Source organism: Photobacterium sagamiensis (assembly GCF_050337085.1).
Classification (GTDB): domain Bacteria; phylum Pseudomonadota; class Gammaproteobacteria; order Enterobacterales; family Vibrionaceae; genus Photobacterium; species Photobacterium sagamiensis.
The window spans coordinates 118,332-131,538 of record NZ_JAKJSP010000012.1 but is presented as its reverse complement, the minus strand read 5'-3'; the positions used below and the strand labels follow the sequence as shown (position 1 = coordinate 131,538).

The 13,207-nt window shown below is 44.1% G+C and carries 11 protein-coding genes; 8 read left to right on the top strand and 3 right to left on the bottom strand.

Going from position 1 to position 13,207, the window contains the following annotated elements; all coding sequences use genetic code 11:
- Positions 1-78 precede the first annotated feature (78 nt).
- From nrdB to L4D76_RS02920, 3 genes are all read left to right on the top strand, one after another.
- Complete coding sequence (gene nrdB / locus L4D76_RS02930; RefSeq protein ID WP_428439569.1) at positions 79-1,212, top strand: class Ia ribonucleoside-diphosphate reductase subunit beta; 1,134 nt, start codon at positions 79-81, stop codon at positions 1,210-1,212.
- Positions 1,209-1,496 (top strand): 2Fe-2S iron-sulfur cluster-binding protein, encoded by a 288-nt coding sequence (locus L4D76_RS02925; RefSeq protein ID WP_428439435.1) that lies wholly within the window; start codon positions 1,209-1,211, stop codon positions 1,494-1,496. Before nrdB ends, L4D76_RS02925 begins: the two co-directional genes overlap by 4 nt.
- A gap of 880 nt (positions 1,497-2,376) precedes the next feature.
- On the top strand, positions 2,377-2,568 hold the full coding sequence (locus tag L4D76_RS02920; protein WP_428439434.1) for a hypothetical protein: 192 nt from the start codon (positions 2,377-2,379) through the stop codon (positions 2,566-2,568).
- A 110-nt stretch (positions 2,569-2,678) separates the two neighbouring features.
- Here the strand turns inward: L4D76_RS02920 and rtcA are convergent, their stop codons facing one another.
- Positions 2,679-3,686: an RNA 3'-terminal phosphate cyclase gene (gene rtcA / locus L4D76_RS02915; RefSeq protein WP_428439433.1), complete on the bottom strand. Its 1,008-nt coding sequence runs from the start codon at positions 3,684-3,686 to the stop codon at positions 2,679-2,681.
- Positions 3,687-3,783: 97 nt separating this feature from the next.
- On the bottom strand, positions 3,784-4,254 hold the full coding sequence (locus L4D76_RS02910) for an aminoacyl-tRNA deacylase (RefSeq protein WP_428439432.1): 471 nt from the start codon (positions 4,252-4,254) through the stop codon (positions 3,784-3,786).
- 409 nt (positions 4,255-4,663) lie between these two features.
- Here L4D76_RS02910 and hflK point away from each other — a divergent pair, with 409 nt between their 5' ends.
- The gene (gene hflK, locus L4D76_RS02905) at positions 4,664-5,728 is read left to right on the top strand and encodes an FtsH protease activity modulator HflK (protein ID WP_428439431.1); all 1,065 of its coding nucleotides are present in this window, start codon (positions 4,664-4,666) and stop codon (positions 5,726-5,728) included.
- Positions 5,725-6,717: a protease modulator HflC gene (hflC, locus tag L4D76_RS02900; RefSeq protein ID WP_428439430.1), complete on the top strand. Its 993-nt coding sequence runs from the start codon at positions 5,725-5,727 to the stop codon at positions 6,715-6,717. The genes hflK and hflC overlap by 4 nt, the downstream gene beginning before the upstream one ends.
- A 213-nt stretch (positions 6,718-6,930) precedes the next feature.
- On the opposite strand, the gene L4D76_RS02895 is transcribed toward hflC, so the two are convergent.
- Complete coding sequence (locus L4D76_RS02895) at positions 6,931-8,160, bottom strand: CinA family nicotinamide mononucleotide deamidase-related protein (protein ID WP_428439429.1); 1,230 nt, start codon at positions 8,158-8,160, stop codon at positions 6,931-6,933.
- A gap of 451 nt (positions 8,161-8,611) precedes the next feature.
- Here L4D76_RS02895 and tyrP point away from each other — a divergent pair, with 451 nt between their 5' ends.
- The 3 genes from tyrP to L4D76_RS02880 all read left to right on the top strand — a co-directional run bounded on the left by tyrP (position 8,612) and on the right by L4D76_RS02880 (position 13,145).
- A complete protein-coding gene (tyrP, locus tag L4D76_RS02890) occupies positions 8,612-9,817 on the top strand; it encodes a tyrosine transporter TyrP (RefSeq protein WP_428439428.1) in 1,206 nt (401 codons plus the stop codon).
- 254 nt (positions 9,818-10,071) lie between these two features.
- Positions 10,072-10,983, top strand: coding sequence for a DUF3943 domain-containing protein (locus tag L4D76_RS02885; RefSeq protein ID WP_428439427.1), 912 nt, complete (start codon positions 10,072-10,074; stop codon positions 10,981-10,983).
- Between the two features lie 188 nt (positions 10,984-11,171).
- Positions 11,172-13,145 (top strand): EAL domain-containing protein, encoded by a 1,974-nt coding sequence (locus L4D76_RS02880; RefSeq protein WP_428439426.1) that lies wholly within the window; start codon positions 11,172-11,174, stop codon positions 13,143-13,145.
- Positions 13,146-13,207: the final 62 nt, after the last annotated feature.

Genomic DNA, 13,207 nt, shown 5'->3' with positions numbered 1-13,207 from the left:
TGCAAGCTGCACAGTACTGAACGATGAGTATTAAACATTAAATGGGAGCGTCAGCTCCCCTTTGATTTTGAGGAAATGATGGCATATAGCACTTTTTGTCAAACCAATAACGATCAGCTAAAAGAACCAATGTTCTTTGGCCAGTCAGTCAACGTTGCTCGCTATGACCAGCAAAAATTTGAGATTTTCGAAAAGCTAATCGAAAAACAGCTTTCGTTTTTCTGGCGCCCTGAAGAAGTGGATGTCTCAGGCGATCGTATTGATTACAACAATCTGCCTGATCATGAAAAGCACATTTTTATCAGTAACCTGAAATATCAGACGTTACTGGATTCTATTCAGGGCCGTAGCCCGAATGTTGCCCTGCTGCCGATTGTGTCTATTCCAGAGTTAGAGACCTGGATTGAAACATGGTCGTTCTCTGAAACGATCCACTCGCGTTCATATACCCATATCATCCGCAACATTATGAATGATCCTGCGGTAGTCTTTGATGATATCGTTGAAAACGAATACATCATCAAACGTGCTGGTGACATTTCCAAGTACTATGACGATCTGATCTCGGCAACAAACGATTATCATCGTTTAGGCGAAGGGACACACACCGTTAATGGCAAAATCATTACGGTAAACCTTCGCGACATCAAGAAAAAATTATACCTTTGCATGATGTCGGTGAACGCGCTGGAAGCTATTCGCTTTTACGTGAGTTTTGCCTGCTCATTTGCTTTCGCAGAACGCGAGCTAATGGAAGGTAATGCGAAAATCATCAAGCTAATCGCTCGAGATGAAGCCCTGCACCTGACGGGTACTCAGCACATTCTTAACCTGCTTCGTAACGGCCATGACGATCCTGAAATGGAAGAGATTGCGGCTGAATGCAAGCAAGAATGCTTTGATATTTTCAAAGAAGCAGCAGAGCAAGAAAAAGAATGGGCTGAATATCTGTTCAAAGATGGCTCTATGATTGGTCTGAACAAAGATATTCTTTGCCAGTACGTTGAGTACATCACTAACTTGCGCATGAAAGCGGTTGGTCTTGAACATGCCTACCCAGGCGCAACGCAAAATCCAATTCCATGGATCAACTCCTGGTTGTCATCAGACAATGTTCAGGTTGCTCCGCAGGAAGCTGAGATCAGCTCTTACCTTGTCGGTCAGATTGATAACGATGTCAGTGCCGATGATCTTGGTGATTTCGAGCTGTGAGTCGACTAACCATTACGGTTAACGGACAAGAGGTTCACGGCAATAGCCGTGAGCCTTTGCTGGTACAGCTAGAAAATGCCGGTATACAGCCAGAGTACCAATGCCGCAACGGCATGTGTGGCGCTTGCCGCTGCCAACTCAAATCAGGCGCTGTCGATCAGCAAGATGCCATGGCTTTTGTTGGTCAAAATGAAATTCTGGCTTGCCGTTCAATCCCTAAGGCAAATGTAGAATTAGAGTTCAATTATGAACTTATCGCTACATTGAAGTCTCAAACGGGTTGAGATGCAGCACATCGAACTCAACCTATTCTGATTACACTGCTTCGCAGATCAACGTGCAGGTTATACCAAATCCATTAATTATCTGATCAATTCAGCGAGAGTTAAAATGCTTTTAGACAAGGCGATAAATTGAAAATCTAGTGGCTCTAAATTGATATTTATTAACGTAGTATAAAAGCATTTTAAACACGCCCGAAGGGAACACCACTGGAAGCCAATTTCTGTGTCTAGCGATTTCAAAAGAGAACCACTCTTCTATCAATCGCTATCCTTGAACTAGACTCCCAGTGGTGTTCTGAATGATTAGATAATTAATGGAATTGGTATTAGTTCATCAAACTTTCTAGCGTTCTATTTGCCCTCCCGTCACTACACGATAGAGCCAACTTTAATTTGATATCTGCATTGCATACCGCGAGTCCGTTGAGGTATGGAAGAAAATAGAATCTCATACTAACCTCTCCAGCAAGGCAATCATAATCGAGGCTATAGCGGATAAAGCTCACACTTAAGAATCTTTTTACTAAAATTGTTCTTATAACCTAATCGCCCAGAAACCGTCTTAAATCTGGACGTATATCCTGCCGGACTCACAACCAAAGGCTTCTGAGGTACAAGAGGTACAAGAGGTACAAGAGGTACAAGAGGTACAAGAGGTACAAGATGAAGCGTGTAGAGCAACAGGATATTTATCACCATATACAGAAGGTAGTTTATACCGACTCATACTCATGCGATTGAATCGCTATGCTGCTAAAGAAGTCCATATCAATTTTAGCAATTAGCTTTGTAGCTGAATACCAAACAAAATGTGTGATTTGTTAGCCGCTGGATACAATGCTTTTTTGATATCAATTAAATTATTGATAAGGATAATTCTATGAATTTTAGTTATATGATTTATCAAGAGGGAACCGGTTATACAGATGGTGTTTATGGCGACTTAAACACAGCAAAAAAAATTCTTGAACATTTCAAAGAAAAAGACCTATCTAGAAATTATTTTTTGGTGCTTGTTTTTGATGGAGATCTGAGTAGCGACTATCAACATAAACTTAAGGAGTTACCATAACGCCCGGAAAACGATCCAAAGCCCATCACTGTATGGGCTTTTCATTATATTGTATGAAAAACAGGTAAATATGGCGTAATAAACAACAGTCAACTTACTGCTGTTAAAGATCACCCCATCAGTTTGCATGGATACCCGGGCTTAAATAGAAGATGATACCCGGACATCTGGGCAATCACGTCGAGATTAGTGCTCGCATGCCCCGACAGTTGGTCGCAGCTAAAATACCCCCCCCGTGCCGCCACCATCGGCAACATGATCTGATCCGTTAAATAGTGATCCAGCACAGCATCAGAAGACAGATACCCCTTTACCTGCCGACTCAGCATCTCAGCGACGGATTCGGCTCTCAACCTTAACCTTCCCAGTTGGATCATGCTCAATTGCATCTGTTCAAATTTCATATCGAAACACAGCAGATTACCGCTGGATAAGGCCCTGGGGCGGCGTATGCAGATCTCATCGATACGTCCGCGGTAGTGTTGGATAAAAGTGTCGATCTCCCGCTCACCAATTCGTTGCGGCAGCCCGGAACAATAGCTAATCAGCCGACACTTTTTCAGCTTGCCCCGCTTGAGCAATTCAAGCGGCTTGAGGTTTGACGGCTTGATCCTGGCTTGCCATTTTCCGCCTCCGGCCGGTGCAAAGCCCCATTGCTCAACTTCTATCTCAACCTCGGCCCCCATACGCCGCAACAAAGGCAAAAAGCTGCGCCTAAGATAGGTCAGGGTCGGAGCCAAGGGATTATGGGTACCGCCAGTTAGGTGCAAGCGGCTCTCCTTTTTGGCCTGTAACAGGGGTAACAACAGCGTCTGAAATAACAGGGGAGTACTGCCGGCGCTGCCGATATCGAAGTTGTATTCCCCTCCCTGCACCCTGCCAGGGCTGAAACTAAGCTCGGTTGAACCGAGTTCATCGCCCTCGACCCGGGCACAGCTGATCACCTTGGCGGCTCGAACGCAGGTCAAATGCTGGCGCCTCAATCCGGGGTTGTCACGCCGCACTCGGATATTACTGATGGTGAAATCGATCCGATATAACAGCGACAAAGTCAGGCAAGTACGCAGCACCTGACCGCCGCCTTCCCCCTGATCACCGTCAATGCTCAAGGTTTTCATCGTGTCAGTGCCTTCAACACAGAAGAGCGACCGGCACGGGCAGAGATCTCATGATCCTTTGCTCCGCTAATTGGCTGTTTTTTAAACATGGCGTTTTTCAGCCTGGATTATAATAATGACCGTGGCGAACACCTTTCATCAATGTCTGAAACTGTTCACTGCCAACCACTATAAGCTGTTCATGATCACCCGCCTCAAAATAAACCTTGGACAGTGAATTGAATGCCTCGTCCATAACGGTCTCAATCCCGTAGGCCTCTCCTAAGGGGGGGACCGCACCGGGTCGGCAATCAGAAAATAATTTTTCCATTTCATTTTCAGGTACTAACTGGAGTTCTCTGTTTAGCTCATCATTTAGCCGATTGAGACTTATCCACTCACTGGCAGGGATCACCGCCAACAGATATCCCTTTTCATCTTTTAATACAACACTCTTGGCAAGATGATCTTCGGGGATATTAGCGGCGTGAGCTGTCTCGCAGCTAGAAGATGATTTAGGGTGAACAACAGTTTTAAATGAAATGTTTTTTTTGGTTAAATATTTTGATACCGCTTGTGCAATCGCCATTACACCACCTTCCGTTGACATTTGTGGTTAAAATCGGGGATAGAGCTGATGAGCCCCCTAATAAAACTAGTTTAGAATTGGAAAAAGTAAAACCTGGGGGTGCAGCAGAGCTAGCTGCTGTGTGTTAAGAATCCATTTGGTCGTAGATTCCACTATTGGTTGATCGACTTAGATAGAGGCTCTAAGCCTGGTTGTCGATGAGGTCTTGTTCTGCATTTTCGGAGAATGATGGATACCCTTTACTGATCCCCGCAACATAAGTGTATCTCCAAAACACTTATTAGATTTATTGGAAAACAACACATTGATTTTATCTAACTTTATTTAACATATCTTCTTGAAAAATCATTCAAAGCCGACCAGTCTTTATTAATACAAATATTTTTTGCCACTACAAAGGGCAAATATTATGTCATCTCCTAATGATAACAACGCCCCCGGAGATCCTTGGGAGCGTAGGACTAATCCCCCTCCCGAAACCGGTCAAATCATTCACAAAGACTACATCAGGACTAAACGATTTATTCCAAGAATAGATCTAAGTAGTATATTCATTCTCGTATTGCTTCTTTTCTTCGCCCTTAGTTTTTGGAGTGCTTTCTACACCGTTCCCAGTGATTCCGTTGCTGTGGTGCAGCGCTTTGGCAAATATATAAAAAAAATTCCTCCAGGTTTACACTTCAAGCTTCCGCTCGGCATTGACACAGCCATTATTGTTCCTATCAAACGCCAGTTAAAACAAGAATTTGGCTTTACCACACTAGGTTCCAATGCCCCTTACCAAAGTCCTCGTCCTCATGATGGTGATTTAGAAACGCAGATGGTTACCGGTGATTTAAATGCCGCATTAGTCGAGTGGGTCGTTCAATACCGTATCGCTGATCCCGTTAAATTCTTATTTAAGGTGCGTGAACCCAACGCAACGCTCCGCGATGTATCCGAATCCGTGATGCGCGAAGTGGTGGGTGATCGCACCGTTGATGAGGTCATAACAATTGGCCGACAAGAAATTGAATCAGAAGCGCTGATCAAAATGCAAATGCTTTCAACTAAGTATGCAATGGGGATCAGCATTGATCAGGTGCAACTTAAAAATATTAATCCGCCTAAACCCGTTCAGGAGTCGTTTAATGAAGTCAATCAGGCGCAGCAAGAGAAAGAAAAACTCATTAATGAGGCACGCAGGGATTACAACAAAGTGATTCCATTGGCGGAAGGTGAGAAGGATCAGCGTATCCGTGAAGCTGATGGTTATCGGCTTAAAAGGATTAATGAAGCAGAGGGCGATGCCGCTCGATTCAATGCCTTGTTAGTTGAGTACAGCAAAGCGCCAGAAGTAACACGCCGGCGAATATATATTGAAACCATGCAAGAGGTTTTGCCCGCGATACGTTCAAAAATTATCATTGATGAACGAACACACAGTATTTTGCCATTCCTGGATCTCAATGCCGGGCAAGGAGAGCTGCCATGAAAAACGCTAAGCCTTTCATTGCCCTCGCCATCTTACTTATTGTCGCTCTGTCTGTGAAAGGGGGGCTCTATACAGTGAGTGAAGTCGAACAAGTGATTATCACCCAATTTGGTAAACCGGTGGGAGATCCGGTTACTGAGGCTGGACTCAATGTGAAAATCCCTTTTATACAAGAAGTTAACGCTATCGACAAGCGGATACTAGAATGGGATGGTGCCCCATCTGACATGCCGACGAAAGATAAACTGTATATTTCGGTGGATTTGTTTGCGCGTTGGCGGATAACGGAACCATTACAGTATTTTCTTCGCTTGCGTGACGAGCGCAGTGCCCAATCACGGTTAGACGATATTCTCGGCAGCGAAACCCGCAACGCAGTCGCGAAACATGAATTGATCGAAATTATCCGCACCACGAAAAATCGGCAACCTTTGCGTGATGAACGGCTCACAGAGGCCGAACGCGAATTAAAAATGGGAAACTTGGTGCCGATTCAAAAAGGACGCAAGTTGGTAGAGGAAGAAATCTTTGCAGCTGCGGCTGAAAAAGTCCGGGTATTTGGTATTGAATTATTGGACATTCGTTTTAAGCGTATTAACTATAACGCGAGTGTGCGACCAAAGATTTATGACCGTATGGTCAGTGAGCGCCGCCAAATTGCAGAGCGCTTTCTTTCCGAGGGAAAGGGTGAGGCTGCCAGGATCCGTGGTAATCGAGTTCGCGATTTAAACAAAATACAATCCGAAGCCTATCGCCAGGTGGAAGAGATCCGTGGCGTGGCCGATGCCAAAGCCACAGAAATATACGCACAGGCATATAACCAAAGTCCACAAGCTGTGAGCTTGTATGAATTTACTCGTACCATGCAATCCTACCGAGTGATCATTTCTGAAAATACCACTCTAGTGTTGTCCACTGAGAGTGATTTGTTCAAGTTTCTTAAGGGGATAAACCCAACTGAAGGTATATGCCCCAAAAAAAACAATTAGCAAGATCAGTTACAAATAATATCAGAACGAGCTTGTTCAATACCCACTGAAATAGGCTGTTGTCGATAGCTATCGTACACAAGATAGCCATCAGGTAACATGGATGTACAGAATAGTTACACTAAGGGCGTAAAGCGCAACTGTTCGCTTTGTTAAAAACACCTTGAGATACTAATGAACTCTGCGTTTTGAAGTCGTTTGGGTATATAAGTATTATTTATCGGCAGGCAAAAAAATCTCACTCTCACGCTGGATCGATTCATATTGACCAATCACCGCCCTGTCATCCAGCCAGCGGCGTAACATATCAAGCATCAGTGTCGCGACCATATTACGGTGGTCATTTGATCCATAGCGACGTTTTGTTTTGATTAGCTGCGCCCAATCACCTTGTGGCGTTGATAATGCGACAGCAACTTTATCATCATGAACAGGGCCGGATACCAACGCAATATCTGATGCCGTGTTATCTCTGGCCGCTGTTGCCATCGCCAACGCAGACGCAAGCAGATCCTTTGTCTCAATCTCATGCTCAGTATTCGCCGCCAGCATCCATCCCTGACGGAGTTTCGCCTTGGCGTTCGGGAAATCCTGCAGCCAACTGGTTAACCAGCCACCGGTAGACTGCTCTGCAACGGTTAAGCTAAGATCTTGCTTAACCAGCAACTCTCCAACCAGCTCAGGCAGCGTTTTTCCAACACCAACTACATTATCCCCCAACAGTGAGACCATTGTTTGCTGCAGAGAATGAGCTTGCTCATCCCCTCTGGGTGCAAACAGCTTTATTTCAATAAACGGCAATGCCGAGCGATAGCCAATCTCATACCCTTTAGGCAAAGACAATGGAGATAATGTCTCGCCAATGCCCGATTCTGATAAGCCAAACGTATAAAAGCGAAGGCAATCACGCGCTGCTACCTTAGGAAAAGCGCGGGTTAAGCGTGGGACAATTTCAACTTGCACCATCTGCTTAAATTCACTGGGGACACCAGGGGTGAAAAACAACCAGGCACGATTAAGCTTCATCGCAAAACCACACGCTGTACCTATCGGGTTTTCTAACAACTCAGCCCCTTCAGGTAACATGGCTTGCTTCAGGTTAGTCTTTGGCATTTCCCTGCCCAGTTTCTGGTACTTAACCTGCATCTGCTCGACCCAATAATCAGATTGCTCAAGGCCAGCGTCACTGGCTATGGCCGCAGCCTGGGCGGTTAAATCATCACTGGTTGGCCCTAATCCCCCATTAATCACCACAATATCAGAGGTAAGACTGCAGTGTTCTATTTCAGTAGCAAGCGCTTCTAGCTGATCACCAACCGTCGTACGACGAGATAACGCAAAGCCATGCTGAAAAAAAAGACGTGATAACCATGCCGCATTCGTATCAACAATATCTCCGTGCAACACTTCTTCACCAGTACTGATCATCGCAATCTGCAACATGACTTCCCTCTTCTGTAATTCATCTGATATCAATATATACCCAAATTACTTCAATATGCGACATTCAGTGGTTATAGGATCACTTCGCAAGGGTAAGCGTGAATAGACAGACAAGAACAGAACCCCACAGTGTAAATATAGATTTACACCAGAGATCGCAAAAGTTGACAGTTGAGCTAACTGGCTTTAAGGTATCGACCAGCAGATAAAAGCACCTTTTTGTCTTTACCCTGCCCGTTACCACTAATTAAAGAGCAAGAATTGTGAATATCGCCTATTGCTACACCTATTATCGCCAGCCACAATGGTATGATCAGGTGTAAACTAAACTTAACAGTTTGAACTCGATTACGCCGTTGTGGCTTTATTTTCCGATTGGGAGATTAACCACCGGTGTACACACCTCTCCCGAACCACAAAAACGCTTATAAATCTGGGAACTACAATTTTAATGACCATGAACAAAACTTTCGGCAGCACGCTGATCATCGCCGGAACCACGATCGGCGCGGGCATGCTGGCATTACCACTGGCTTCTGCCGGGCTTGGGTTTACCGCTGCAACTCTTACTATGTTCGCCATTTGGGCATTAATGATTTATACCGCGTTGCTAATGCTGGAAGTCCACCAGCATGCCGATCAAAATGCGACCTTACATAGCCTGGCCCATCAGCTACTAGGTCGCAAAGGTCAGGTTATCGCCAGCTTTGCTATGATGTTTTTATTTTATGCATTATGTGCAGCTTACATTGCCGGTGGCGGCGATCAGTTAAACGATAAGCTCAATAACTGGATGGGATTGAACGTGGCTCCTCAGGTTGGCGTTATTAGCTTTACCCTGATTATTGCGACGGCTGTCTCTATTGGTACGCATTCGGTCGATATTGTTAACCGTATCCTGTTCACCCTGAAAATCATCGCACTGGCTGTGATGCTTGGTTTACTCGTTCCGCATGTTCAAGGCCAGCACCTCGTTGATATGCCAGTACAAAACGGGTTAATCATTTCTGCTCTGCCAGTGATCTTCACCTCATTTGGCTTTCACGGTAGCATTCCTTCAATTGTTCGCTATGTCGGTTTAGATGTTAAGGTACTGCGTAAAATAATGGTGATCGGCTCTGCTGTTCCGCTGATCATTTATATTCTTTGGCAAATTGCCAGTCAGGGGGTATTAAGCCAGCCTGATTTAATGGCCAGTACAACACTTGGCTCATTCATTAGTACGTTAAGTGAAATGCTCCATAACCCATTGGTCAGTAAATCGGTCTCTATTTTTGCTGATCTGGCACTGGCGACCTCTTTCCTTGGTGTAAGTMTGGGCCTGTTTGATTTCCTATCCGATATTTTAAGCCGCGACAATCAAGCAAAAGGGCGTTTGCAAACAGCGCTGGTCACTTTCATTCCGCCATTGGGTTTTGCACTTTTCTATCCACAAGGCTTTATTACGGCACTTGGCTATGCGGCAATTGCTTTGGTGATTCTGGCTATATTCTTACCGGTTGCAATGGTTAATGTGCAACGGAAACAACAACAGACAGATCTGAGCTATCAGGTTCGTGGCGGAACACCAGCCCTGGTTGCTGTTACTGGTGCAGGTATTCTTATTATCACCGCGCAGTTCTTGCAGATGGCAGGTGTTATTCCTGCTGTTGGTTAGGGCCTGTTTATCTTTCAACATAATTGCTGCTCATTAAATTCCCATTCCTCCTCTTGTTAAGGCTCGGCAATCCGAGCCTTTACATACCCAATAAAACTCATATTAATGCTAGGAATATCACCGATTATCAGTGATACTTATTGCGCATATATATCTTAAGCTATACCAGTAATTATCTGTGCACTCATTGAGTTAGGACGATTTGTACTCATAAATATTGGAATCTGTCTTCGTTTTAATTTTCGGGGCATAAGTTGCGCAATAAACTTTACTCTTCATTTTTACTTAGTTGCACATTAACCGCTCCGGCTTATGCATGGAATGAGATCCCTGTCAGCAACGACCGTTATGATGGCCAGAGTATTTTCCTAGAGTATAATTTTCAACCCGGTTACCAATCTTTATCTGGTGATAACAATGCGAATGACATAAATAAAGAAGTAGCCCCTTTATTCTCTGTTAATTCCGTCAATACGATTCCGATGCATCTTTCTACTGCACCAGAACAGAACTGGGATTACCTTCTGGAACAGTCTTACACCATTTTAGGCCTGAGTCTGGCAATGGTCGGTATGATGACCTTACTGCCTGAAAGTGTGACCAATTGGGATGAAGAAGATCGCAACTTAAGTAATCTCGGCAGCAAGTGGTGGGATAACGTCAGCCAAGGTCCGGTATGGGATAATGACGCTCATTATCTTAACTACATCATGCACCCTTATTTTGGTGGTGTTTACTATACCGCAGCCCGTCATTCAGGCTTTGATGAATGGGAATCGTTTTTATATTCAGCCACCGTATCAACGTTCTTCTATGAATATGGCGTAGAAGCCTTTGCGGAGGTTCCCTCGATACAGGATATTATCGTCACACCTTTATTCGGTGCTGCGGTGGGTGAGCTCATGTTCCAGACGGAATTAGACATCACTGCAAATGGTGGTGAAGTACTCGGCTCTGATACTCTGGGAGGAGTCAGCCTCTTTTTCCTCAATCCAGTCGGTCATATCCATTATTGGGTTTCAGATTGGTGGAAAGGTGATACTGAAGTCAGCTTTACCTATAGCCCTTGGTTTGGGGATACCAATGCAGCAAGTTTTGCATTAAAAGCTAGTGCACCTTATGACAAGCAGTTTATTGGTTTACAGCTAAAGCTCGCATTAGACTAAGAAACACAATGTAATATAAGAAAAAAGCAATAATTTTGGCTTTTATCACTACTTGTCAATGATTTATGCCATTTGCTTTTGCAGTTAATGAAGTGATATCACGCTTTCTTATATAAATCATATTTATAAAATTATTTTTAAGTTACTCTCCTACCACTTTCTAGCTAATCAATATCTAAGCACTGGTGATGAACCATACCTTTTCGCTTTTTGATCATATTCAATCACCTATATGGGTGTTTGATATTGATAATAAAAAAATAATCTGGGCCAACAAAACCTCTTTACCTTTATGGGAAGCCAGCTCTTTAGAGGAATTAACTGCCCGAGATTTCGCCCAGGACATGTCAGAGGCTGTTGAAGCCACCTTGAATGGTTATCGCCAGCGATTTGATAACGGAGAAGCGATTAAAACTTGGTGGAACTTTACCCCTAAGCAAATATTGAAAAAGGTACTTTGCACATTCTCGGGTATTACCTTACCTGATGGGCGTGCTGTCATGCTGGTTGCAGTGATTGCCGAAGAATCCAGCATGCGTCGCGATCTTGCCTTTTCAGATTGTTCTAATCTTGTCCTGCTATTTTCCGAACAAGGTGATCTGATCAGTGCCAATAATACCTTTAGCCACTCTTTTGGTCACTCTTTGCAAGATCTGGCTAACTTTCTCGGTGATATTGAACTCGCACACGCATGGATTGAAGATGCCAAACAACAAGGTTCAATTAACCATAAAAAGTTATGCTGGACCGGGCAAAGCCACCTTTGGTTTGATATTAAAGGAAAATGGCTGCAAGACAACCAGCAGCTATTACTAAACCTAATCAATATTAGTCCTGAAAAAGAAAGACTTAATCAAGCAAAACACTATGCAAAACATGATTTTTTAACTGGCTTGTTTAATCGTCAAGGTATCTCTAATGCGATAAAAGAATCGCATCACAGCCAACAACCTTACGATTTGCTTTTTCTCGACATTGATGGCTTTAAACTGGTGAATGATACCTATGGCCATGCCACCGGCGATAAACTGTTATGCGCCATTGCGGTACGTTTGACAGAAACCCTGCAACACAAAGGCTTGTTAGCCCGTTTTGGTGGTGATGAGTTTATTATTCAGGTTGAACACCGTAATGTCCAAAACACCCCATTGTTTGCAAAGACAATCATCAAGGAACTGAATAAGCCTTTTCATATTAAAGAAGTCGGTGAACTTTCTATTGGGTGTAGTATCGGTACTGCTAACTACCCGGATGATGCCCTGGAGATTGAAACGTTGATCACCCAGGCCGATATGGCAATGCACCGTGCTAAATTACGGGGCCGTAATCGCAGTCACCACTTTTCACCAGATATGGCTGATGCCTTATATCGGAAAATGACGTTACGTCATCACCTGACACTGGCACTCGAAGCTGACGCTTTTGAACTCTACTACCAGCCAATTGTTGATTTAAAAGCCAGGAAACTGAAAGGGTTTGAAGCATTAATTCGCTGGTACGACGAAGATCTGGGACAGGTTTCGCCGGCTGAATTTATCCCACTGGCGGAAGAAACCGGTCAGATTGTACCTTTGGGTAAATGGATTCTGAAAACGGCTTGCCAACAACTTGCCTCATGGCATAGCCGGTATGATGAAAAGTTCATAATGAGTGTTAACTTGTCACGTGCTCAGCTTCAATCCACTCTGGCACCGACAATTGAATCCATAATAAAACAGTTTGATATTGACCCTGCCCAGTTAGCGTTGGAACTAACAGAATCAACCATGTTGCAAGAATATGACGATGCCAAACAGTGTCTGGAAGATCTGGCAGCATTGGGATTAGAGCTCTACCTTGATGATTTCGGAACCGGATACTCTTCACTTTCACAACTTCAGGATCTGCCAATCAGTACGGTCAAACTCGACCAAAGTTTTGTTCAGGGAGAACACAAAGGCAGCCAGGCCATCGTAGAAGCAACTCGGGCAATCTGTGAAAAGCTTGATTTAAAAATTGTTGCAGAAGGTGTCGAAACCGCCAACCAATTGCAATACCTGCAAACATGCAATTTCGATTATTGCCAGGGCTATTTCCTCGGTAAGCCAATGCCGCCTAGTGAACTGGAAGCAAGTGAATTTGCCTTGCTCAATGAGATCCCCGCAACGAAATATACCCACTAACAAATAAGGCCTCCACCGAGGCCTTATCTCATAACAACCTTTACTGCAGAGCCAGTGATACT